Below are 21,601 nucleotides of genomic sequence, written 5' to 3' on the forward strand. Positions count from 1 at the left end.
CGCATCAAGACGACCGATCCGGCACATTGGCCTGCGCGAACGTCGCCATGCCATTGTGAAGCGCGCAGGCCGAGCGGACCAGCGGCAGCGCGATCGCGGCCCCCGATCCTTCGCCGAGCCTGAGATCGAGGCTGATCAGCGGCTGCACGTTCAGCGCGCGCAACACCAGCCGATGTCCCTGCTCCGCCGATTGATGCGAGGGCAACAGGAACGGCTGGCAGGACGGGTTGAGGCGCACTGCTGCCAGCGCCGCCACCGAGACGATGAAGCCGTCGAGCAACACGGGAATGCGGCGTTGCGCAGCCGCAACGATCGCCCCCGAGATCGCCGCGATCTCGAGGCCGCCTACAGCGCACAGGATTTTTTCGGGTGACGCCCCCGCAACGCCGTGATGCGCGATCGCCGCATCGATCACCCGCACCTTGTGCGCGCGGCCCAACGCATCGACGCCGGTGCCGCTGCCCGCGATCTCGTCGGCACTCACACCGAGCAGGCTCGCAGCAATCGCAGCTGAGGTCGTGGTGTTGCCGATCCCCATCTCGCCGAAGATCAAGAGATCAGGCCGGCCGGCCTCGGCGCGCACCACCGCGCGCTGCCCGGCCTCGAAGGCGAAGGCCAATTCCGTGGGCGTGAGCGCAGCCTCGACACTGAAATCGCGGGTGCCGCTGCGCGGCTTGTCGGTGACGATTCCCGCGATCTGCGCCTCGGCCAGCGTGCCGGCGTCGACCACCTCGAGGCTCGAACCCAGCTCGCGCGCCAGCACCGAGATCGCGGCGCCACCGGCAGCAAAATTCGCCATCATCGCGATGGTGACGGCTTGCGGATAGGCCGACACGCCCTGCGCGACGATGCCGTGGTCGCCGGCGAAGATGATGATCGGCACCCGCGCGGCGCGCGGTTGCTCGGTGGCCTGCAGGCCCGCAAGCTCGATTGCGAGCTGCTCGAGCCGGCCGAGCGCGCCGGTCGGCTTCGTCAGTTGCGCCTGCCGCGCAATGGCCGCCTCGCGATGAACAGCGGAGACCTCGGGGCAGTTCTGGGTAACCCATTCGGGAAGCATGCTGCTCAACGCCTGCGTTTGATGATGTAGCTGTCCATGATCCAGCCGTGCCGCTCGCGTGCGTCCTGCCGCACGGCGGCAATGCGCGCGCCCAGTTCAGCCAGCGCGCCGGACATGATGATCTGATCGGGCATGCCGAGATAGGCACCCCACCAGATCTGCAGGCCTTCTGGATCCAGCGATTGGAACGCCGTGCCGCCATCGAGCATCACGACGACGGTATCGACGCCCTGCGGCCAGCCGCCTTCGCGCAAGCGCCGCCCCGTCGTGACCAGAAACGGCTCGCCGATGTCGTTGAGCGGCAGCGCATGCGCCGCGCACAGCGCCTGGATCGAGGTGATCCCAGGCACGACCTCGATTGTCGGCAATGGGTCGAGCCGCCGCGCAATGCGCAGCGAAGAATCATAGAGCGAAGGATCGCCCCAGATCAGCAGCGCGACCTTGCCCTCATCTTCGAGATGCCCAGCGATCGTCTGCGACCAAATCGCGGCCACCGCATCGTGCCAATCGTCGACGCCCTTGCGGTAGTCCGCCTCGGTCGCATCGCGCACGGGAAGATCGAATTCGGCGATGCGCGTCGTTTTGTTGGTGAGCACACCGGCGCAGATCGTTCGCCTGAGATCGGCGAGATCGGATTTCGCAGTCCCCTTGCGCGGGATCAGGATGAGATCGGCGGCGTTGATGGCGTCAACGGCGGCGCGCGTGAGCTGCGCGGGATCGCCGCAACCGATGCCGATCAGAGAGAGCGTTAGCATCGCGAGCGCGATGGGCGGCCACACCGGCCGCCCATCGCTGATCTCTTACGCCGCGTTGTGCAGGCGCGGGGTGACGAGGCCGGGCGCGGTGACGCCGCGCAGCGACTTCGCCAGCGCCAGCACCGCGAGATCGGCGAGCGGTTCGATCACGATCACCAGCGCATAAGCGGCAGCGAACGTCCCGACGCTGGCGAGATTGCTCATCGCAAAGCCGGAGCCATAGAGCGCCCAGAACGCCACCCATGCGATCACGCCGGCCTGGTAGGTCGTCGAAAGCGCCAGCGCCTGACCGTACTTCAAATCGACATAGGCGGTGTTGCGGGCAATGATCCGCTTGGCGATCGCCTGGATCGCGAACAGCGGCACCAGAAGCGTGGTGACGTTCATGCCGTATTGCGGCAGATCGACTGGCTCCAGCAGCATGCCCTGAAGCAGCAGGCCAAATGCAAGGCCGAAGGCGGCGGGCGCAGCACCAAAGAGCAGGAACAAGGTCGAGCCGAGGATGAAGTGCACCTCTGATACCCCAACCGGAAAGTGCGGCAGGATCTCGAAGAAGACGAAGACGAGAGCGGTGGTGGCCAGTGTCCGCGCCGCGAACGAGCCGGCGCCCTGCTCGCGCACGGTCTCGACCGCGAGCTTCAAGGCAACGCCGCCTGCGGCGATGCCGGTTGCGTAACTCAACACGAGCTTGGCGCCCGTCACGATCCCGGGTTCGATATGCATGGCTCAATTCCTTTCCGCCGTCACACCCGACGGCCTTGGCCTCAATACGTGCACGGCCGGTCTCCTGGCTCGCGGTTCACTGGGTTCTCCGGCCTTCCCGGACCTTGCGGTCCAGTGGCGGTTCGGAGGCCCTCACCGCTTACAGTCGCGGGGGCGGCTGGGGTTTTGGGCGCCGCAACTGGGTCCGCCCATCCCCATTCCCGATTATGCTCCGGCGCTTTGCGCCGCGTCGAGCACCATGCCGCTCTTGTGTGCCCCTTTCGTATCGCGGGCGTCAAGGGGCGAACCGCTGCCGGAGCCGTCATGCCGGATATTCTCCCGCCAGCGCGCCGAACAGGATGACGGCCGCAGTGGAAGCGGCGCCGCCGCGCCCAAGCTGCTCGGCGAGCTCGGCAATCGTGGTGCGGACCAGCCGTTCGTCGGGACGCCCGAGAGATTCGGCGAACAGCGCCGGAGTGCTGGGAGCGAGGCCGTGCGCGATCAATTTTGCGGCAAGCGCCGGAAAGGTGCGCCGGCCCATATAGACCACGGTCGTGGCCTCGGGGTCGGCCAGTGCCGCCCAATTCAGATTGGGCGGCAGCTCGCCCGTGACGTCAGCGCCGGTGATGAACTGCACCCGGCGGGAGGTATACCGGCGGGTCAGGGGAATGCCGGCCTGGGCGGCGGCGACACAGGCGGAGGTGACGCCGGGAACGATCTCGTAGCCGATGCCGGCCTCGCGCAGCGTCTCGATCTCCTCCTCCAGCCGGCCGAAAATGCCGGCATCGCCGGACTTGAGCCGCACCACGCGCGCGCCGGTTGCGGCATAGTCGACCAGGAGACGGTTGACGTGGTGCTGCTTGGTCGAAGGACGCCCGGCCCGCTTTCCCACCGCGACGAGATTGGCGCCGGGCCGTGCGAGATCGAGGATCGCGCCGGAGGCAAGATCGTCATAAAGCACGACGTCGGCCTCGCGCAGCCGCGTGGCGCCCTTCACCGTGAGGAGCTCGGGATCGCCCGGACCGGCGGAAACGAAAGAGACAAAACCGCTCACCGGTCCTCCGCGATCAGATGGAAGAACGTGCCGGTGGCATGGCCACGGCGCGAGCCGGTTTCGGCAATGACCGCGCCGGTGGCATCGTGCACGACCGCGAGCGGCGTATCGGGCTGGGCGAGGATGGTCGAATAGTGGAACTCGTGGCCGCGCAGGCGCGCGCCAGGCTGATGTCCCGGCATCGGTGCGGCGAGTTCGGCAAGACGATAACCGAGGTGCATGCGCCGCTTGGCAAAGCTTGTCTCGAGGCCAAGCAGCCCCGCCATCTCATGGCGGATACCGTCGGCGTCGGTCAGGCCTGCGCCCAGCACCATATAGCCTCCGCATTCGCCATGCACGGGCCGCGTCTCGGCGAAAGCGCGCAAGCCGCTGCGAAAGCGCGCATTGCCCGCGATCTTTCCCGCATGCAGCTCGGGATAGCCGCCGGGCAGCCAACACACGTTGGCGCTCGCATCGGGCGCTTCATCGGCCAGCGGCGAGAACGGCACGATCTCGGCGCCCGCGGCGCGCCAAGCTTCCAGCATATGCGGATAGACGAAGGAGAACGCCGCATCGCGCGCCAGCGCGATGCGCTGGCCGGGCGGCGTCACGTTCAATCCGTTCGCCGCAGCTTGCGGCGACCATTGGCCTGCCGAGTGGAGCACCGCATCGAGATCGACGTGCTCGGCGACAAAGCGCGCGGCCTCGTCGATCAGCTTGCCGATCTCGGCCTGCTCCTCGGCCTGCACGAGACCGAGATGCCGCTTCGGCAGGCTGATCTCGGCATGGCGCGGCAGCGCGCCGAACACTTTGATGCCGGCCTCGTTCAGCGCGCGCCGCACCAGATCCTCATGGCGGGGGCTGGCGACGCGATTGAGCACGACGCCGCCAAGGCGCACGCCGGCGCGGTAATCGCGAAGGCCGGCGGCGATCGCTGCCGCAGTCTGCGCCTGGCCGGAGGGATCGATCACCAGAACCACTGGCCAGCCCAGCATCTCCGCGATATCAGCGGTCGCTCCGGTGCCGGAGACACCGCGCGCGGCGACACCGTCGAACAGGCCCATCGATCCCTCGGCGAGAACGACATCTGCATTGCCGCCACGGCTGACGAGATGCGCGATGGTGCCGCGATCCATCGCCCAGCTGTCGACGTTGACCGAGGCGCGTCCCGTGGCTGCGGCGTGGAAGGCGGGATCGATATAGTCGGGGCCGCTCTTGAAGCACTGCACGTTCAGGCCGCGCTTGCGCCAGGCGCGGGCGAGCGCCAGCGTCAGCGTGGTCTTGCCGACGCCGGAGGCCGGCGCGGAGATGACGAGGCTCGCCGGCATCACGACGCCTCCGGAAAGCGCGGCTCGGCACCGACCGGCCGGTATCGGCGGTCGTAATCGGCGGCATAGAGACGGCTCTCGTCAAAATCGGCAGCGCCAAGCGTCTTGCCGACCAGGATCAGCGCCGTGCGCTCCATCTCGCCACCCACGAACGCATCGAGCGTTGCGAGCGTCGCACGCACGATGCGCTGCTCCGGCCAGCTCGCGCGCCAGACGATCGCGACCGGGCAATCCGCGCCGTAATGCGGCGTCAGCTCGGCGACGACCTGGTCGAGCAGATGGATCGACAGGTGGATCGCGAGCACCGCGCCGGTCGCAGCGAACGCGGCGAGCTTCTCGCCCTCGGGCATCGCGCTGGCACGGCCCGGCGTGCGCGTCAGCACGACCGTCTGAGCAAGACCGGGCAGCGTCAGCTCAGCCTCCAGCGCGGCCGCGGCAGCCGAGAACGAGGGAACGCCGGGTGTCACCGAGTAGGGAATCCCGAGCGCCCGCAAACGGCGGAGCTGCTCGCCCATCGCCGACCAGATTGAGAGATCGCCGGAATGCAGCCGCGCGACATCCAGGCCTGCCGCATGCGCGCCTGCGATCTCGGCGATGATCTGGTCGAGCGACATTGGCGCGGTGTTGACGATACGTGCGCCGGGCGGGCAATGCGCCAGCACGCCCTCCGGCACCAGCGAGCCGGCATAGAGACAAACCGGACTGGCCGCGATCAGATCGCGGCCGCGCAACGTCAGCAGATCGGGTGCGCCCGGCCCGGCACCGATGAAATGCACCGTCATGGGCCGTCTCCTTCGGCAATCGCGGCGGTCGCGGTGCGATCCTGCGAGACAACCCGTGCTGCAATCAACCGCGCGCGCGGACCGGCGACCGCGAGCGCAGCAGCCTCGGCTACAGATCCGGTGCCAAATTTCTCCGCGACGAGCTTCGATTGCGTGGGCGTGTCGATGCCGGCCAGTGTCGCGGCCGGAACGGCCCTGATCGGCACGCCGCATTCGCGTGCGAGCTGCTTCAGCGCCTCGGTATCGGCCTTGTCGCTGACGGTTGCCATCGCCGCAAGCCCTTCCGTACCGCCGGCAGCGAGCAGCGCTTCGCGCAGCGAAGCCAGCGTCACATCGCGCTTGAAGCCGAGTCCGGCGACCTTCATCGAACCACACTCCACTGCACCACGGGGCGTGCTGCCTCCCAAGACCGATAGCGGCCGAGCGGGGCGGCATGCGAAATTTCGGCCCGCATCAGTTCGCCGCCGTGACGCTGATGCAGCTCGCCGAGCAGCGCTTCCGTCTCCAGCGTGACCGAATGTGCGACGAGCCGTGCTCCAGGCGAAAGCCGCGTCCAGATCGCATCAAATAACACTTCGTCGAGACCACCGCCAATGAAGACGGCATCCGGCGCTTCCAACCCGGCAAGAGCTTCCGGTGCCCTGCCCGTGACGACTGTGATCCGATGCGCCAGACCGAATGCGGCTGCATTCTTGCGGATGTTCGCGGCGCGATCCTCGCGCGCTTCGACTGCACTTGCCCTCCCACCACACAGCGCCCACTCCACGGAGATCGAGCCTGAACCAGCGCCGATATCCCACAGCCGCTCGCCGGCACGCGGCGCCAGCGCCGAGAGCGCAAGCGCGCGCACCGGCCGCTTGGTGATCTGGCCGTCGTGAACGAAGAGGTCGTCCGGCAAGCCCGAGCTGCGAGCAATGCCATGTTCGCCCCTCGCCTCCACGGCTACTGCCACTGGGTTTCCAGTGAGATCACCAGAACAATCCCTGGCGTGATACTCCTGGACACTTTCGCGCGGCCCACCGAGCGCGGCGAGAGTCCAGAATGTCGAGGAGCCCCAGCCGCGTTCCGTCAGCCATTTCGCAAGATCGCTGCCGGCCTTGCCATCGCGTACCAGGCAAATGATGCGCGCACCGTGCGCAAGATAAGGAACCAGACGTTCGAACGGGGCAGCGTGCAGGGCGAGGCAAATGGTGGACTCCAGACGCCAGCCCAGCCGCGCGGCGGCGAGCGAAAAGGTCGACGGCGCGGGGTGCGCGATCCACTCACCGCTGCCGAGCTTCTCGGCGAGGCTCGCGCCGGCGCCATGCCAGAACGGATCGCCGGAGGCGAGCACCACTGTCGGCCGACCGCGGCAGCTCAGCACAACATTCGCATCGAACGGCACCGGCCATGGACGACCGCGGCTGCCAATGTCGGCAAGCGCAAGATGACGCTCGCCGCCGAACACGGTTTCGGCCCTGGCAAGCGCCTTTCGGCTTGCCTCCGACAGCCCGGCAAGGCCATCTTCGCCGATACCGATGATGGACAGCCAGGGCTCATTCATGATTCGCGCCCTCATTCTGGGCGGAACGGCCGATGCGAGCCTGCTCGCAGCGGAGATCGCGCGCGCCGGCATCGACGCCGTCTATTCCTATGGGGGCCGCACGCGCGTCCCGGCCGGTCAGCCGCTGCCGACCCGCATCGGCGGTTACGGCGGCGTGAGCGGACTTGCGGATTACATCCGCGCCGAAGGCATCACGCATGTGATCGATGCAACGCATCCCTTCGCCGCGGAAATGAGCCGCAACGCCGTTGCGGCTTGCACCGAGACGGGCACGCCGTTGCTTGCGCTGGAGCGCGCGCCCTGGATCAAGGCGTCCACCGACAACTGGATCGAGGTGGCGGATGTCAATGCTGCCGTCTCCGCGCTGCCCGACGCCCCGGCAAACGTGTTCCTCGCCATCGGCCGTCAGCACATCGCGCCGTTCGCGGCCAAGCCGCAACATGCCTACACGCTGCGTTTCGTCGATCCGCCCGAAGCGTCGCTGCCCTTCGCGGCCGATGTGATCGTATCGCGTGGCCCCTTCACCCTCGACGGCGAGTTGGAGATGCTGCACACGCGCGGCATCGCCTGGATCGTCGCCCGCAATTCCGGCGGCGACGGCGCGCGCGCCAAGATCGACGCGGCGCGCATGCTCGGCCTTCCCGTAATCATGATCTCGCGACCAGAGCTGCCCGAGCGCCAAAGGGTCGAGAGTGTCACTGACGTGATGCAATGGCTCGGTCATTCTGCGCGCCTCGGCGCATAGACCCAGCGGCCGATGCGGCGCGTCTGCGAATTGCCGACGATGACAAGCGTGCGCATGTCGGCCATCTCGGGCGTCGCCTGGTTCAGCGTCACGATCTCGATCTTTTCATCAGCCGCGCTGATCGCGCGCGCGAAGATCATGAGACGCTCGCCGCAGCCGGCTTCGCGAAGCAGCGCAAGCGCACGGCCGAATCCTTCCGGGCGGCTGGCCGAGCGCGGGTTGTACATCGCGATGGCAAAATCGGCTTCCGCCGCGAGGCGCAGGCGTTTCTCGATCACTGCCCACGGCTTGAGATTGTCGGAGAGGTTGATCGCGCAGAAATCATGGCCGAGCGGCGCGCCGGCACGCGCGGCGGCCGCCAGCATCGCGGTGACGCCGGGCAGCACACGGATCGAAAGTTCACGAAATTCCGGCGCCTGCTCGAGCGCCTCGAACACGGCGGATGCCATCGCGAACACGCCGGGATCGCCAGAAGAGACGACGACGACCTGACCGCCTTCGGCGGCAAGCCGCAGGGCTTCGCTCGCGCGTTGCAGCTCTTCGCGATTGTCGGATGGATGCAGAGTGAGCCCAGGCCGCGGCGGCACGCGCGCGACATAGGGCGCATAGCCCAGAATGTCGGTCGCCGTCGCAAGCGCGGCGGAAACTTCCGGCGTCACCAGCGCGTCGCTGCCCGGCCCGAGGCCCGCGATGGTCAGTGTGCCTGTCATTCGGCGGCATCCAGATGCCGGCCCTTGCCGTGCACGAGCACGATCGCGAAATAGGGACAGTCGGCCGCATCGATCTCGGCGAGCCGCACCACGCGCTCGCCTGGCATGGTGCCACGCTCAACCAGCCAGGCATCGGCGAGTCGCCCGGCGGAGCTGAGCGCGCGGCGCACCTTTGCCAGGTTGCGGCCGGTCTTCATGACGACCAGTGCATCGGAATCGCGCATGCGCCGTTCGAGCTCGGCCTCGGGGAGCGTCCCCATCAGCACCGTCGTCACGTCGTCGCCGAGCGCGATCGGCTGCCCGACGCCGTTCCAGCAGCCGACCATGCCGGGGATGCCGGCGATCACCTCGATCTCGACGCGGCCTTGCAGGCGCGTGTGCAGATGCATGAACGATCCGTAAAAGTAAGGATCGCCCTCGCAGAGCACGACGACGTCGACGGCGCGCGAAAGCCGCGCCAGGCGCTCGGCCCATTCGTCGTAGAAGCCGGCGAGCAGCTGGACATATTCGGGGCTGTCGAAAGCGATCTCCGTCGTAACAGGATATTCCATTGGATATTCGGTAACGCCCGCAGCCAGCATGCCATCGACGATGCGGCGCGCCTGACCGGGCCTGCCCTTCTTGCGAAAATAGGCGACGTGGCTAGCTCCCCGCACCGTACGATCGGCACGCACGCTCATCAGATCAGGATCGCCGGGGCCGAGACCGCAGCAGATGATGCGTCCCATGGCTATTCGCTCCGGCTTGCCAGCGCGTTCACGGCAGCAACCGTGATGGCGGAGCCGCCGAGGCGGCCTTCGACGGTGAGCGCCGGTGCCGGCGGATCGGCCATCAGCGCGGCCTTGGATTCGGCCGCGCCGACGAAGCCGACCGGACAGCCGATGATCGCAGCCGGCCGCGGGCAGTCGCGATCCTCCAGCATGTTGAGCAGATGAAACAGCGCGGTCGGTGCATTGCCGATCGCGATGATCGCGCCATCAAGATGCGGCCGCCACAGCTCCAGGGCCGCGGCCGAGCGCGTGTTGCGCATGGACTGCGCCAGCGCGGGCACGGCGGGATCGCCGAGCGTGCAGATCACGGCATTGGCCGCGGGCAGTCTTGCCCGCGTAATGCCTTCGGACACCATGCGCGCGTCGCACAGGATCGGCGCCCCCTTCTGCAAGGCCGCGCGCGCGGCAATCGCCATATCAGGGGTGAAGCGGATATGCGCCTCGAGGCCAACCATCCCGGCGGCATGGATCATCCGCACCACCACCTGCTCCTCGTCCGACGTGAAGCGCGCGAGATCGGCCTCGGCCCGGATGGTGGCAAAGGATTGCCGGTAGATCACAGCGCCGTCGGTCTCGTAGGTGTGCGGCATCAGTTTCCTCCGACCAGGATGGAGGGATCGCTGACGATGTCGGCGCCGTTCAGCCCGCGCAGGACCGGCGCGTCGCGGGTCGAGCCGTCGCGGACGAGATCGAACCCGGCGCGCGTCGCAATCAGGGTAACCGCAGCCGCGCCGGAATGGGCGCAGCCCTTGCCGCAGCCGGAGACGTGGAGTCGCGCGTCGGCGGGGATGCGCGGCGCCAGCGCCGCGGCCAGCGCGCGCGTATCGGCATGGGCCTCGCGGCAGCGCGGCGCGCCGCTGCAGGCGATGACGCGTAGGGCCGGATCGAACGGCTCGGTGATGAGCCCCGTCCCGTTCGGCATCTCGCGCTTGCCTTCGCTCAGCACCATCCGCCACGGGGTCATGCGCAGCGCATGGTCGCAAGCAGAGAATTGATGCAGGGTCGCGTGCAGCATCTGCCCGAACGCAACGCCAACCATCGCGCCTTGCGGATAGTGCCCGGGACGCACCGCGGCCATCACCGGCGCCGGCTCGGTCTCGCCGCGCAAGGATTGAGGCAACACGGCGCCGGATGCGATGTGGGCTGCCATGCGCGCTCGCCCGCCGTTTGCACCGCCGGAGATGATGAACCAGCTTGCGAGCGCCAGCGCCGCGCTCACGGCCTGTCCGCGTTCAACGGAACGACCGAGCTTGGCGCCGTCGGCCCGCACCAGGAGACCGCCCGAGCGGTCGCGCTCGATGCGGATGTCGGCGGAATCGCCGGCGAGAACACGCGACCGCCCGTCATCGATGGCGAAGCCGAACTTGGTGGGAAGCGCCAGGCCGGAATTGGCAAGCGCCTCCTCGAGCTCGGCAGCGAGCGACTGCGTTTCGTCGCCGCTGCCCCAGAACGGCGTCACCAGGATGTTGCGCCTGGCTTCGATGTCGGCGTCGGGATCGAGCAGCTGGAGCTGCGCAAGACCATCGAGCAGCGGCCGATGGCCGTCCTCCTGGACGCCCCTGATCTGCAGATTGGCCCGGCTCGTGACGTCGATCAGACCGTTGCCGAAGCGCTCGGCGAGTTCCGCAAGCCCGGAGATTTGTGGTGCTTCAAGGCGTCCCCCGAACGGACGCACGCGCACCACGAGCCCGTCGCCCGATTGCATCGGGCGCAGCGCGCCGGGACACCAACCCTTGACCGTGGTCGCGCTCATGAGGCCTCCCGCAGCGCTGCTGCAATCGAATTGCGGCGGGTTCGCCAGAGCGAGGCTTCGTGCAGGCGCGTGAAGCAGGTTTCCATTGCGGCGAGTGCGGACGGATTTTCGCGCGCCATGAAGGCGCGGACGTCGTCGTTGCCGAGTGTCGCGTCGTAATAGAGGTCGAACAGATGCGGCGGCACGGCGCCGGCGAGATGCGCGAAGGCGGCCATGTGCTCCAGCGTCGCGGTGATCTCGGCCGCGCCGCGAAAGCCGTGGCGCATCATACCGGCGATCCAGGCCGGATTGGCCGCGCGAGCGCGAACGATGCGCGAGATCTCTTCCGTCAGCGTGCGCGCATGCGGCTCGCCGGGCCGCGTCGCATCGAGGTGATAGAGCGACGGCACGCCTGCCCCGAGATGCACGGCTGCCGCTGCGATGCCTGCCTCATGCGCGGCATAGTCGGCGGCCAGCAGCAGATCGGTTTCGGGCAAGTCCTGGACATGGACAAAAGCATCGGCGGACGCGAGACGCTGTTCGATACCAGCGCGATCGGGCTGCATCGCGCCATCGGCCGAAAACGCCCACGACGATGCCGACAGCCAGGCTTCGCCCGCGGCCTCGCGCGTCTCCGGCGTGAAGGCATCCGGGATCGCCAACAGGCCGACGCCGTATTGTCCCGGCCGCGGCGCGAACACGCGGGACGCACGGTGGCGATAGGGATTCTCATCGCCCTCGTCCTCGCGCGCGGCGAGCGCCTCGGCGGCGGCTTCGAACAATTGCGCCAGCCCTGCGAAGACATCGCGGAACAGGCCGGATACGCGCAGCGTGACGTCGATGCGCGGACGGCCGAGCTCGGCCGGGGCGATGATGTCGTAACCGGTGACACGGCCGGAAGCGTGATCCCAGCGCGGCGCGAGGCCGGCCAGATGCAACGCCATCGCGAACTCTTCGCCTGCGGTGCGCATCGTCGCCGAGCCCCAGAGATCCACCACGAGGCCCTTCGGCCAGTCGCCGTGATTCTGCAGATGACGGCGCAACAGCTCTTCGGCGAGTTTTATCCCCTGCGCATGCGCCGACGGCGTCGGCACCGCACGCGGGTCGACGGCGAAGAGGTTGCGCCCTGTCGGCAGCACATCCTGACGCCCGCGATACGGGGAGCCCGACGGCCCGGGGGCAACGCGTTTTCCGGCGAGCACGGAACGCAATGCATCGCGCTCCGCTTCGCCGCAGGCACCGCGGCCGAACACGTGCAGGCCATCGCCGAACTGGCTCTCCTTGAGATCGCAGACGAAGCGGTCGATCCGCGGGATGGCTTCGGCCGGTGCGGCCATTGCATCGAGGCCGAGATCGTCTTCGAGGTCCGCCGCGCGCGCTTCATCGCGGATCGCCGCAATCAGGCGCTGGCGACGGGCGGGATCGAGACCGTCAGCGGTCGAATATTCGTCGAGCAGCCGTTCGAGCCGACGAAGCCCCTCCGGCACCGCTGATGTCTCAAGCGGCGGTGGCAAATGGCCGATGGTGACCGCGCCGATGCGCCGCTTGGCCTGCGCGGCCTCGCCGGGATCGTTGACGATGAAGGGATAGATGACGGGGAGATCGTCGATCAGCGCTTCCGGCCAGCACGCTTGCGACAGCGCCACGGATTTTCCGGGCAGCCATTCCAGCGTGCCATGTGCGCCCATATGCACGACAGCATCGCAGCCCTGCTGCCTGAGCCAGAGATAGAATGCGACATAGGCGTGGCGCGGCGTGCGGGCGAGATCGTGATAGTCGGCATCGCGCGTGGCCGCATCGCCGCGCTCGGGCTGAACCGCGATGATGGACCGGCCGCACGCGATGCCGGGGAAATGGAACACGCCATCGCGGCAACTCGGATCACTCTCCGGCGCACCCCAGGCCTGCGCGAGATCGTCCTGCAAGGATTGCGGCAGGTGCGAAAGCGCAGCGCGATAATCGGCAACGCTCCAGGTCAAACTCTGCCTTAGCAGCGTCTCGCCGAGCGCATCGACCGGCGCGACATCGAAGCCGACCTCAGCGACATCGGAAATCAAAGCCTCGACCGACGCCAACGCATCAAGACCAACGGCGTGCGCTATCTGATGCGGACGGCCCGGATAATTCGAGAGCACGATCGCCAACCGCTTCTCGCCGGCGGGCTTCTCGGCGAGGCGACGCAAAGCCGCGACACGCCCAGCAACAGCCTTCACGCGCTCCTCATCGGACCTGTGCGCCAGATGCGAGAACTGCAAATCGGGATCGCGCTGACCGGCCGATTTGAAACTCACCACGCCTGCGAACAGGCGGCCGTCGACCTCCGGCAGCACGACATGCATCGCGAGATCGCCGGGCGACAGGCCACGCAGTGATTCCGCCCAATCTTCGCGCCGCGCCGTGGAGAGCGCGACCTGGAACACCGGACAGAATGCGGCATCGAACGGCGTCGTGCCGTCATCGCCAAGGGCCGAGAACGCGGTCGCATTGACGATCGCCGCCGCAGGATGTTGCGCCAGATGCGCGCGCAGCCAGTCGGCAACGGCCGGCGCCTTCAGCGAGGTGACGAACACGCCGTAGGCGTCAAATCCCTTCTCGCGCAGCGCCGCAATCAAGGCGTCGACCGGCCCCGTATCGGCGGCCGTGAGATAGGAGCGATAGAACGTCACGAGTGCGCGCGGCTTGCCCTCGCCAACTGGCGCGGCAATGACACCGCGCGCGGGATCGTAGAATCCCATCTCGGGCACGGTCATCTCGCCGATGACCGGGCCGGCATAGAGGCCCGAGGCCAGCGCGAGCTGCGCGATCGCGGCTTGCGCGGCGACCGGGCCACCGGAGTCGCAGAGCACCTTGAGCCGCCGCAGCGTCGAGACCGGCAGGGTCGAGTACGCATCCAGCCGCGCGTCGTCGCGGCCGTCCGCCGGCAGCACGGCGAGCACGATGTTGCGCTCTTGCGCGAGTTGCTGGAGCGCCGCGAGCCCGTATGCCCAATAGGACTCCCCGCCGATCAGGCGCACCAATATGCCCCGCGCCTGCGACAGCGTCCGTTCGATATAGGTGTCGACCGACAGCGGATGACGCAGCTCCGCGAGATTGGCCAGCCGCAGCGACGGCAGGCTGCCCCGACCGCGGCGCCAGCCGGCCGCAAACGCGGCCAAATCGGAATCCGAATACGAGAGCACCACGAGATCGGCCGGGTCCTGGCCGATGTCTCTTGGCGTCGCGGTCTCCTCAAGACCGCGGCTCTCGCGGAAGACGACGTGCATCAGATGCCAGATCCTGAAAGACCAAGTCCTGCCTTGATGGCGGCCTCGTCGATATCGCCATGCTCGCCGATCACGACGAGCTTCGACTGTCTGAGACCCGCGCCCCAGGGCTTGTCGAACTGATGGCGCACCCGCTCGCCGACCGCCTGCAACAACAGGCGCATCGGCTTGCCAGCGACCGCGATGTACCCCTTCGCCCGCAGCACGTTCTGCTCGCGCGCCAGTTTCTGGACCGATGCGACCAGCGCGTCGATGTCGGCGACCTCCGGAAGGTCAATCACGACCGAGGCAAAATCATCGTGCTCGTGCTCCTCCTCGCCGTCATGATGCGATGGCCGCGCGGCGAGATCATTCTCGGCGGCAGCGCCGAGGCCGAGAATGACGCGCGCATCGATCGCACCGTCGGTGACCGGCAGCATCGGCACGCGGCGCGGCATCTCGGCGGTGATCGCCGCTTTTGCGGCTTCGATTCCGGCTGCGCCCGCAAGATCGGCCTTGGTCAGCAGCACGATGTCGGCGCAGGCGATCTGGTCCTCGAACACTTCTGACAGCGGCGTCTCGTGATCGAGATTGTCGTCCGCCGCGCGCTGCGCTTCCACCGCAGCCGGATCCGGCGCGAAGCGGCCGGCCGCGACGGCCTCGGCGTCGGCCAGCGCGATCACGCCGTCGACCGTGATGCGCGAGCGGATCTCCGGCCAGTCGAACGCCTTCAGCAGCGGCTTTGGCAGCGCCAGGCCCGAGGTCTCGATCAGGATGTGATCGGGCCGCACCGGGCGCGCCAAGAGTTGCTCCATGGTTGGAATGAAATCGTCGGCGACGGTGCAGCAGATGCAGCCATTGGCGAGCTCGACGATGTTCTCCTCCGGGCAGTTCGCATCGGCGCAGGACTTCAGGATCTCGCCGTCGACGCCCTCGCTGCCGAACTCGTTGACGAGCACCGCGAGCTTCTTGCCGCCGGCATTGCTGAGCAGATGCTGGATCAGCGTCGTCTTGCCGGAGCCCAGGAAACCCGTGACGACCGTAACCGGGACTTTTGCGAGCGAGTTCATTCAGCGGCCTCCGGCACGACGGTAACAGGGGGAATACGGGCAAGCGACTGCTTGCGGAAGATTTCGGGACGGCTGCGCCAGGGCACGATTCCGTCGGGCGCCGCCGCGTAGGCCGCAGCACCTGCGACCACGTCCTGCGCATTCGCATCGGACAGGCGGCCATAGACATAGGACCAGCGGCCGGGCGCGCTGAGCGCGACCGAGCAGCCCTGGCTGCACGCCGACAGGCATTCGACGGGAACCACGCTGACGCCCTCGGGCACGCCGGCCTCGAGAATCGCGCCATGCAGGCGCTTGCCGGGCGTCGTCTCGCCCTCGCCAAGCGTCTGGCCGGCGCGGCAGGTGATACAGACATGAAGTGTGACGGTCATCGCCTCTTCCAGATAACAGCGGGAGGCGATGAGGCGCACGGACCATTCTCCAGAAAGGCCCGCTTCCCCGTCGCGGAACACCCCGTCCGCCGGTCCAAAACTCGTCCGCGCTGGCAGGTCTCCCGGCTTGCGGAGCAGGGTTTTGGCCCTTCGATCCCCGCCTTCCCGATTCCCTTTCGGGACTCAGTGGCTTCGGGCATCTCTCCGGTCACGGTCGCGGGGGCGGCTGCATTTTGGACCCAAATCTTTGCGGATTCGGACCCTATCGCATTCCCTCTTCGCCTGTCATAGGACAGGAACCAACGCCAGGCCACCATTTGCCGGTGGCCGCCACTTGTCAAGCCGAAGGACCGGGACCGATGACGCCTGAACCGGAAACCCACACGACCGAGGAAACCGACGCCCGCCACGCCGCCAAAATGGCGAAGAAGAAGGCCGCTCGCGACAAGATCATGGCGACCAAGAGCGGTGAAAAAGGCCTGATCATCGTCCACACCGGCGCGGGCAAGGGAAAATCCTCCTCGGCCTTCGGCATGATCGTCCGCTGCGTCGCGCATGGCTTTCCTTGTGCGGTGGTGCAATTCATCAAGGGCGCCTGGGATACCGGCGAACGGCGCCTACTCACCGGCCATTTCGGCGAACTCTGTCAGTTCCACGCGATGGGCGAAGGCTTCACCTGGGAGACCCAAGACCGCACCCGCGACATCGCTGCCGCGCGCGCCGGCTGGGAGAAAGCCAAGGAGCTGATCCTCGACGAGCGGCTGCGCATGGTCGTGCTGGACGAGATCAACATCGCGCTGCGCTACGACTATCTCGACATCGCCGAAGTCGTCGATTTCCTGACGACGCAAAAGCCTGCGATGACGCATGTCGTGCTCACCGGTCGCAACGCCAAGGACGAGTTGGTCGAGATCGCCGATCTCGTCACCGAGATGACGCTCGTGAAGCATCCGTTCCGCTACGGCATCAAGGCGCAGGCCGGCGTCGAGTTCTGAAGTCATCATGGCACGCGCGCTGATGATCCAGGGAGCCGGCTCGGACGTGGGCAAGTCGCTCATCGTCGCCGGCCTCGCGCGCGCCTTCGCGCGCCACGGTCTGCGGGTGCTGCCGTTCAAGCCGCAGAACATGTCGAACAATGCCGCGGTCACGGTCGACGGCGGCGAGATCGGCCGCGCCCAGGCGCTGCAGGCGCTCGCCGCCGGCGTCGAGCCGCACACCGACATGAACCCGGTGCTGCTCAAGCCCGAGACCGATGTCGGCGCGCAGGTCGTCGTGCACGGCAAGCGCATCGCGACGGCGCGTGCGCGCGACTACGCCGCGATGAAGCCGTCATTGATGGGCGCGGTGCTGGAGAGTTTCGAACGCTTGAAGGCGCGGGCCGATCTGGTGCTGGTCGAGGGCGCCGGCAGCCCGGCCGAGGTGAATTTGCGCAAGTCCGACATCGCCAATATGGGCTTTGCCCGCAAGGCGGATGTGCCCGTCGTGCTGGTCGGCGACATCGATCGCGGCGGCGTCATCGCCCAGCTCGTCGGCATCAAGACGGTGATCGAGCCCGACGATGCCGCGATGATCTCTGGCTTCGTCATCAACAAGTTCCGCGGCGATCCCACGCTGTTCGACGACGGCTACAGGCTGATCGAGCAAAAGACCGCATGGCGCGGCCTCGGCGTGCTGCCCTGGTTTCCGCGCGCCGGCGAGCTGCCGGCCGAAGACGCGCTCGGCCTGCGCGATGCGCGCAAGCCGGGCCAATGCAAGATCGCCTGCCTGGCGCTATCGCGCATCGCCAATTTCGACGATCTCGATCCTCTCAAGCTCGAGCCGGGCGTCGATCTCGTGATGGTGCGCCCGGGCGAGGCGATCCCGGGCGACGTGCTCCTCGTCATCATCCCTGGCTCAAAATCCACCCGCGGCGACCTCGCATTCCTGCGCGCGCAGGGCTGGGACATCGACCTGCTCGCCCACCACCGCAGGGGCGGCCATGTGCTCGGCCTCTGCGGCGGCTATCAGATGCTGGGACGCAGCGTCACCGATCCCGAAGGCATCGAAGGACCTGCGGGCGACACGCCGGGCCTCGGGCTTCTCGATGTCGAGACGGTGATGAGCCCGCAAAAGACCCTCACGCGCGTTACGGCCGTGCACGCGGCGACGGATCAGCCGATCCAGGCCTACGAGATCCACATCGGCCGCACCGACGGCCCGGATCGCGCCCGCCCCTTCGCCAAGCTGGACGGCGAGGCGGAAGGCGCGATCTCCAGGGACGGCCGTGTGCAGGGCAGCTATCTGCACGGCCTGTTCACGTCGGATGATTTCCGCAAGGCCTACCTCGCCAAGCTCGACATTCCCGCGGGCGACGAGCCCTATCACGCCAGCGTCGAAAGCGCGCTCGAGGCGCTGGCCGATCACATCGAAAAGCATCTCGACGTCGAAGGCCTGCTCGCGCTAGCGCGCTAGGGCCTGCGCAAGGCGCGTCCATTCGGCTTCGCTGCCGGGGAGCCCGAGGCGCAGCCATGTCGGCTGTTGCGCGAACACGCGGGACCAGATGTGGCTGCGCGCGAGCCTCTCCTGCGCAGCCACCGCGTCGGCCGTTTCGTACAAGCGAAACAGCGGTGTGCCGCCGATGAGCCGCCAGCTTCGCGAATGCGCCATTGCATCGAGGCGAACACAGTCGCGCGCGAGCCGCGCCGACGTCGCCTCGGCCCAAGTCTGATCGCGCAAGGCACGACAGCCGATTTCGATCGCCGCGCCCGAAACAGGCCATGGACCCGACACGGCGGCAAGCTTGTCGATGTCGGCGGCATGACCGATGGCGAAGCCGAGCCGCAGGCCGGCCAAGCCATAAAACTTTCCGAACGACCGCAGGATCAACAGTCCCGGTCGATCCGCGTCGGGTGCAAGCGACAATTGCGGAATCGGGTCCGCAAAGCTCTCGTCTACGACGAGACGGCCGACGCGCGGCAACAGCGCGAGCAGATCCTTGCGCGAATGGCACCGCCCGTCGGGATTGTTGGGATTGACGACGATGGCGAGGTCCGCACCCGCCAGCGCATCGAGCTCGGCAACCTCCTGGACGTCCCGGCCGGCGGCCGACAGGACGCCGGCATATTCATTGTAGGTCGGCGCGAGGATACGCGCGCGCCCGGGCGCCGCGAGTTGCGGCAGCAATTGAATGGCGGCCTGAGCACCGCCCATCGCAACGATCGGTGCGCTCGTGCGGTAGCCGTGCCGCGCCGCCTGATGCAATGCCTCGATCTCGGCGCGTGACGGCAGCGCGCTCCACGCGCGTGCGCTTACCTCGCCCACGGGATAGGGCATCCGGTTGATCCCGGTCGACAGATCGATCCAATCCTCTGCGCGTCCGCCGAAACGCCGCTGGGCCAGATCGAGATTTCCACCGTGCTCGCGCATGCCCCGTTGTTTCACGCGAAAGCCAGGATCGCAAGCACGCCGCCGACCAGCAGCATGGCGCGGCGATAGACTGTCAGCGCCTCGGTGATATCGGCGGCGCGCGGATCGCGCGCACCCTCGTTCAGCCAGGGCTCGTTGATCGCGTTGCCGTGATAGATGCGGGGGCCGCTGAGCCGCACGCCGAGTCCGCCCGCCATCGCCGCTTCCGGCCAGCCGGCATTGGGCGAGCGATGCCGGCGCGCATCGCGCGTCATGCACGCCAGCGCGTCCGATCTTCGCGGCGCCAGCAGCACGACCAGAAATCCGGTCAGCCGCGCCGGGATGAAATTGGCGACATCGTCGATGCGCGCTGCCGCCCATCCAAAGGCTTCGTGCCGTTCGCTGCGGTGGCCGATCATGGAGTCCAGCGTGTTGATCGCCTTGTAGCCGAGGATACCGGGCAAGCCTAACAGCGCGCCCCAGAACACCGGCGCGACGATGCCGTCGGAGGTGTTTTCGGCAAGACTCTCGATCGCCGCGCGCGCGATGCCGGCGTCATCGAGGCTTGCGGGATCGCGGCCGACGATGCGCGAGACCGCTTCGCGCGCGGCGGCAACGTCGCCGGCCAGCAAGGGCATGGCGACGGCAGCCACATGATCATGCAGCGAGCGCAGCGCGACCAATGGCCAGGCCAGGATGCCAATCAGCACGATCTGGACCCAACCCGAAGGAAGCAGTGATTGCAGCGCCCCGCCGAGCGCTACGGAGAGCGCGATCACCGCAAGCGCGCCGGCGACGCCCGCGGCTCGGCGCAACGCCGGCGGATCGGACGCGCGATTCAAGGCGGTGTCGATGCCGGCAATCAGCCCGCCCAGCCAGGTGACGGGATGCCCGATCCGCGCGAACAGCCAGGCCGGCCAGCCCAGAAGGGCATCCACCGCCATCGCCACCACCATCGCGCCCGCAAAGTCCACATCCAGCTCCTGTCCCGCCCCTGTTGCGCAAGACGGCGGCCGAGTGCAAGCCCCTCGCTGCCTGATTTCGGCTTTGTCTTTGGCCGCGTTTGATGATTAGTGCTGCGGCAGGAGACCTTTATGGCCATCATCTTGATCACCGGCGGGGCGCGATCGGGCAAGAGCACCCGGGCGGAGGCGCGCGCGCGCAGCTTTGCCGGCCAGCCCGTCTACGTCGCGACGGCCGAGGCGCTCGACGGCGAAATGCAGGAACGCATCGCAAGACATCGCGCGCGGCGCGGAGCCGATTGGATCGAGCGCGAGGTGCCGCTCGATCTCGTGCCCGCGCTGCTCTCAACCGAAGGTGGCGGCGCGAGGCTGGTGGACTGCCTGACGCTGTGGCTCTCCAACCTGATGCATACGGCGCGCGATTGGGAGCGAGAGGTGAGAGAGCTCGCCGACACGCTGCCCCGCCTCAACAGCCCCGTCGTGCTCGTCACCAACGAGGTCGGCCTCGGCATCGTGCCCGACAACGCGCTGGCGCGCAGCTTCCGCGATGCCGCCGGAATCATGAACCAGATCATTGCCGGTGTCGCCGACGAGGTCGAGTTCGTCGTCGCCGGCCTGCCGTTGAAGCTGAAATGATCCCGCGCGCCGAGCACCTCAAGGACATCTTCGCCGATCTCAAGATGGCGACATCGTTCGTGACGATCCTGCCGATGCCATCATCGAAGCCTGCGGGCGACGGCGCCGTTGCGCGGGCAATGTGGGCGCTGCCGGTCGCGGGACTGCTGGTCGGCCTCGCCGGCGCCCTCACTTACAAGATCGCCATTCGCTTCGGACTGACGCCGAGCCTTGCCGCCCTCCTCGTGCTAGCCACGACCGCCCTCATCACCGGCGCGCTGCACGAGGACGGACTTGCCGACACCGCGGACGGCCTCGGCGGCGGCCGCACGCGCGAGCGCAAGCTCGAGATCATGCGCGACAGCCGGATCGGGACCTATGGCGTCTGCGCCCTGATCCTATCGTTCGGCCTGCGCTGGAGCGCGCTTGCGACGATCGCAAATCCATGGGCCGTCATGCTCGCGCTGTGCGCGGCGCACGTTGCTGCCCGTGCCGGCCTGCCGGCCTTCATGTGGCTAGTCCCGTCGGCGCGGCCTGATGGCCTCTCTGCCGGCGCCGGGGCGCCGCCCGGGCGCAGCGTGGCCATCGCCTTCGCGCTTGGAACGCTTGCGCTTGCCCTGACGTTGGGGCCGGGCAAGGCGCTGGTCGGCCTGATCCTGCTGTCACTGGCCGGCCTGCTGCTGGCGCGGCTTGCCATCCGCCAAATCGGGGGGCAGACCGGCGACATCCTCGGCGCGTTCGAGCAGACGGGCGAGATCCTGATCCTGCTGGTGGCGGCGTCCTTCCAAATGGGGCGATGA

General features: G+C 67.8%; 22 protein-coding genes and 2 riboswitches. Of the genes, 5 read left to right on the forward strand and 17 right to left on the reverse strand.

Annotated elements, in window-relative coordinates; translation table 11 throughout:
• Positions 1-4 precede the first annotated feature (4 nt).
• The 8 genes from cobT to cbiE form a co-directional block, all read right to left on the reverse strand.
• Complete coding sequence (gene cobT / locus I6F33_RS20095; RefSeq protein WP_225143905.1) at positions 5-1,057, reverse strand: nicotinate-nucleotide--dimethylbenzimidazole phosphoribosyltransferase; 1,053 nt, start codon at positions 1,055-1,057, stop codon at positions 5-7.
• Positions 1,058-1,062: 5 nt separating this feature from the next.
• Positions 1,063-1,812, reverse strand: coding sequence for a precorrin-6A synthase (deacetylating) (cobF, locus tag I6F33_RS20100; RefSeq protein WP_225141387.1), 750 nt, complete (start codon positions 1,810-1,812; stop codon positions 1,063-1,065).
• 45 nt (positions 1,813-1,857) lie between these two features.
• Positions 1,858-2,535 (reverse strand): energy-coupling factor ABC transporter permease, encoded by a 678-nt coding sequence (locus tag I6F33_RS20105; RefSeq protein WP_036023541.1) that lies wholly within the window; start codon positions 2,533-2,535, stop codon positions 1,858-1,860.
• A 36-nt stretch (positions 2,536-2,571) separates the two neighbouring features.
• Positions 2,572-2,791, reverse strand: a riboswitch (cobalamin riboswitch).
• Between the two features lie 45 nt (positions 2,792-2,836).
• Positions 2,837-3,568, reverse strand: a complete 732-nt coding sequence (cobA, locus tag I6F33_RS20110; protein ID WP_036005341.1) for a uroporphyrinogen-III C-methyltransferase — start codon at positions 3,566-3,568, stop codon at positions 2,837-2,839.
• Positions 3,565-4,875, reverse strand: a complete 1,311-nt coding sequence (locus tag I6F33_RS20115; RefSeq protein WP_225143908.1) for a cobyrinate a,c-diamide synthase — start codon at positions 4,873-4,875, stop codon at positions 3,565-3,567. Before I6F33_RS20115 ends, cobA begins: the two co-directional genes overlap by 4 nt.
• On the reverse strand, positions 4,875-5,657 hold the full coding sequence (cobM, locus tag I6F33_RS20120; protein ID WP_036005348.1) for a precorrin-4 C(11)-methyltransferase: 783 nt from the start codon (positions 5,655-5,657) through the stop codon (positions 4,875-4,877). Before cobM ends, I6F33_RS20115 begins: the two co-directional genes overlap by 1 nt.
• Positions 5,654-6,022 (reverse strand): cobalamin biosynthesis protein, encoded by a 369-nt coding sequence (locus I6F33_RS20125; protein WP_225143910.1) that lies wholly within the window; start codon positions 6,020-6,022, stop codon positions 5,654-5,656. The genes cobM and I6F33_RS20125 overlap by 4 nt, the downstream gene beginning before the upstream one ends.
• Positions 6,019-7,200: a precorrin-6y C5,15-methyltransferase (decarboxylating) subunit CbiE gene (gene cbiE, locus I6F33_RS20130; RefSeq protein ID WP_225143912.1), complete on the reverse strand. Its 1,182-nt coding sequence runs from the start codon at positions 7,198-7,200 to the stop codon at positions 6,019-6,021. Before cbiE ends, I6F33_RS20125 begins: the two co-directional genes overlap by 4 nt.
• On the opposite strand from cbiE, the gene I6F33_RS20135 reads away from it, so the two are divergent.
• Complete coding sequence (locus I6F33_RS20135) at positions 7,199-7,945, forward strand: cobalt-precorrin-6A reductase (RefSeq protein ID WP_225143914.1); 747 nt, start codon at positions 7,199-7,201, stop codon at positions 7,943-7,945. The two genes, cbiE and I6F33_RS20135, sit on opposite strands and share 2 nt — an antisense overlap.
• Here the strand turns inward: I6F33_RS20135 and cobJ are convergent.
• Genes cobJ through I6F33_RS20170 form a run of 7 tightly spaced genes read right to left on the reverse strand, consistent with a single transcriptional unit; the run spans position 7,921 to position 15,840 of the window.
• On the reverse strand, positions 7,921-8,655 hold the full coding sequence (gene cobJ, locus I6F33_RS20140) for a precorrin-3B C(17)-methyltransferase (RefSeq protein WP_036005370.1): 735 nt from the start codon (positions 8,653-8,655) through the stop codon (positions 7,921-7,923). The two genes, I6F33_RS20135 and cobJ, sit on opposite strands and share 25 nt — an antisense overlap.
• Complete coding sequence (locus I6F33_RS20145) at positions 8,652-9,383, reverse strand: precorrin-2 C(20)-methyltransferase (protein WP_225111821.1); 732 nt, start codon at positions 9,381-9,383, stop codon at positions 8,652-8,654. The genes cobJ and I6F33_RS20145 overlap by 4 nt, the downstream gene beginning before the upstream one ends.
• Before the next feature lie 2 nt (positions 9,384-9,385).
• Positions 9,386-10,015: a precorrin-8X methylmutase gene (locus I6F33_RS20150; RefSeq protein ID WP_036005374.1), complete on the reverse strand. Its 630-nt coding sequence runs from the start codon at positions 10,013-10,015 to the stop codon at positions 9,386-9,388.
• Positions 10,015-11,178: a precorrin-3B synthase gene (gene cobG / locus I6F33_RS20155; RefSeq protein WP_225143917.1), complete on the reverse strand. Its 1,164-nt coding sequence runs from the start codon at positions 11,176-11,178 to the stop codon at positions 10,015-10,017. The genes I6F33_RS20150 and cobG overlap by 1 nt, the downstream gene beginning before the upstream one ends.
• A complete protein-coding gene (cobN, locus tag I6F33_RS20160) occupies positions 11,175-14,420 on the reverse strand; it encodes a cobaltochelatase subunit CobN (RefSeq protein ID WP_225143919.1) in 3,246 nt (1,081 codons plus the stop codon). Before cobN ends, cobG begins: the two co-directional genes overlap by 4 nt.
• Complete coding sequence (gene cobW / locus I6F33_RS20165) at positions 14,420-15,469, reverse strand: cobalamin biosynthesis protein CobW (RefSeq protein WP_109144295.1); 1,050 nt, start codon at positions 15,467-15,469, stop codon at positions 14,420-14,422. Before cobW ends, cobN begins: the two co-directional genes overlap by 1 nt.
• A complete protein-coding gene (locus tag I6F33_RS20170) occupies positions 15,466-15,840 on the reverse strand; it encodes a DUF1636 domain-containing protein (RefSeq protein ID WP_036005458.1) in 375 nt (124 codons plus the stop codon). The genes cobW and I6F33_RS20170 overlap by 4 nt, the downstream gene beginning before the upstream one ends.
• Before the next feature lie 94 nt (positions 15,841-15,934).
• Positions 15,935-16,159, reverse strand: a riboswitch (cobalamin riboswitch).
• A 40-nt stretch (positions 16,160-16,199) separates the two neighbouring features.
• On the opposite strand from I6F33_RS20170, the gene cobO reads away from it, so the two are divergent.
• Positions 16,200-16,835 (forward strand): cob(I)yrinic acid a,c-diamide adenosyltransferase, encoded by a 636-nt coding sequence (gene cobO / locus I6F33_RS20175; RefSeq protein WP_225143921.1) that lies wholly within the window; start codon positions 16,200-16,202, stop codon positions 16,833-16,835.
• 7 nt (positions 16,836-16,842) lie between these two features.
• Positions 16,843-18,291 (forward strand): cobyric acid synthase, encoded by a 1,449-nt coding sequence (locus I6F33_RS20180; protein ID WP_225143922.1) that lies wholly within the window; start codon positions 16,843-16,845, stop codon positions 18,289-18,291.
• Here the strand turns inward: I6F33_RS20180 and cobD are convergent.
• Positions 18,280-19,245, reverse strand: a complete 966-nt coding sequence (cobD, locus tag I6F33_RS20185; RefSeq protein WP_225143923.1) for a threonine-phosphate decarboxylase CobD — start codon at positions 19,243-19,245, stop codon at positions 18,280-18,282. The genes I6F33_RS20180 and cobD overlap by 12 nt on opposite strands.
• A gap of 11 nt (positions 19,246-19,256) precedes the next feature.
• A complete protein-coding gene (cbiB, locus tag I6F33_RS20190) occupies positions 19,257-20,198 on the reverse strand; it encodes an adenosylcobinamide-phosphate synthase CbiB (protein ID WP_225143924.1) in 942 nt (313 codons plus the stop codon).
• A gap of 120 nt (positions 20,199-20,318) precedes the next feature.
• Here cbiB and cobU point away from each other — a divergent pair, with 120 nt between their 5' ends.
• A complete protein-coding gene (gene cobU / locus I6F33_RS20195; protein WP_225143925.1) occupies positions 20,319-20,822 on the forward strand; it encodes a bifunctional adenosylcobinamide kinase/adenosylcobinamide-phosphate guanylyltransferase in 504 nt (167 codons plus the stop codon).
• On the forward strand, positions 20,819-21,601 hold the full coding sequence (cobS, locus tag I6F33_RS20200) for an adenosylcobinamide-GDP ribazoletransferase (protein ID WP_225143931.1): 783 nt from the start codon (positions 20,819-20,821) through the stop codon (positions 21,599-21,601). Before cobU ends, cobS begins: the two co-directional genes overlap by 4 nt.

It is taken from the genome of Bradyrhizobium sp. BRP20, assembly GCF_020194215.1.
GTDB classification, from domain to species: Bacteria; Pseudomonadota; Alphaproteobacteria; order Rhizobiales; family Xanthobacteraceae; genus Bradyrhizobium; species Bradyrhizobium yuanmingense.

Coding starts and splice junctions, on each gene's coding strand:
- cobT (WP_225143905.1), bottom strand. CDS start 1,057: ATGCTTCCCGAATGGGTTACCCAGAACTGCCCCGAGGTCTCCGCTGTT.
- cobF (WP_225141387.1), bottom strand. CDS start 1,812: ATGCTAACGCTCTCTCTGATCGGCATCGGTTGCGGCGATCCCGCGCAG.
- I6F33_RS20105 (WP_036023541.1), bottom strand. CDS start 2,535: ATGCATATCGAACCCGGGATCGTGACGGGCGCCAAGCTCGTGTTGAGT.
- I6F33_RS20115 (WP_225143908.1), bottom strand. CDS start 4,875: ATGCCGGCGAGCCTCGTCATCTCCGCGCCGGCCTCCGGCGTCGGCAAG.
- cobM (WP_036005348.1), bottom strand. CDS start 5,657: ATGACGGTGCATTTCATCGGTGCCGGGCCGGGCGCACCCGATCTGCTG.
- I6F33_RS20125 (WP_225143910.1), bottom strand. CDS start 6,022: ATGAAGGTCGCCGGACTCGGCTTCAAGCGCGATGTGACGCTGGCTTCG.
- I6F33_RS20135 (WP_225143914.1), top strand. CDS start 7,199: ATGATTCGCGCCCTCATTCTGGGCGGAACGGCCGATGCGAGCCTGCTC.
- cbiE (WP_225143912.1), bottom strand. CDS start 7,200: ATGAATGAGCCCTGGCTGTCCATCATCGGTATCGGCGAAGATGGCCTT.
- cobJ (WP_036005370.1), bottom strand. CDS start 8,655: ATGACAGGCACACTGACCATCGCGGGCCTCGGGCCGGGCAGCGACGCG.
- I6F33_RS20145 (WP_225111821.1), bottom strand. CDS start 9,383: ATGGGACGCATCATCTGCTGCGGTCTCGGCCCCGGCGATCCTGATCTG.
- I6F33_RS20150 (WP_036005374.1), bottom strand. CDS start 10,015: ATGCCGCACACCTACGAGACCGACGGCGCTGTGATCTACCGGCAATCC.
- cobG (WP_225143917.1), bottom strand. CDS start 11,178: ATGAGCGCGACCACGGTCAAGGGTTGGTGTCCCGGCGCGCTGCGCCCG.
- cobN (WP_225143919.1), bottom strand. CDS start 14,420: ATGCACGTCGTCTTCCGCGAGAGCCGCGGTCTTGAGGAGACCGCGACG.
- cobW (WP_109144295.1), bottom strand. CDS start 15,469: ATGAACTCGCTCGCAAAAGTCCCGGTTACGGTCGTCACGGGTTTCCTG.
- I6F33_RS20170 (WP_036005458.1), bottom strand. CDS start 15,840: ATGACCGTCACACTTCATGTCTGTATCACCTGCCGCGCCGGCCAGACG.
- cobO (WP_225143921.1), top strand. CDS start 16,200: ATGACGCCTGAACCGGAAACCCACACGACCGAGGAAACCGACGCCCGC.
- I6F33_RS20180 (WP_225143922.1), top strand. CDS start 16,843: ATGGCACGCGCGCTGATGATCCAGGGAGCCGGCTCGGACGTGGGCAAG.
- cobD (WP_225143923.1), bottom strand. CDS start 19,245: ATGCGCGAGCACGGTGGAAATCTCGATCTGGCCCAGCGGCGTTTCGGC.
- cobU (WP_225143925.1), top strand. CDS start 20,319: ATGGCCATCATCTTGATCACCGGCGGGGCGCGATCGGGCAAGAGCACC.
- cobS (WP_225143931.1), top strand. CDS start 20,819: ATGATCCCGCGCGCCGAGCACCTCAAGGACATCTTCGCCGATCTCAAG.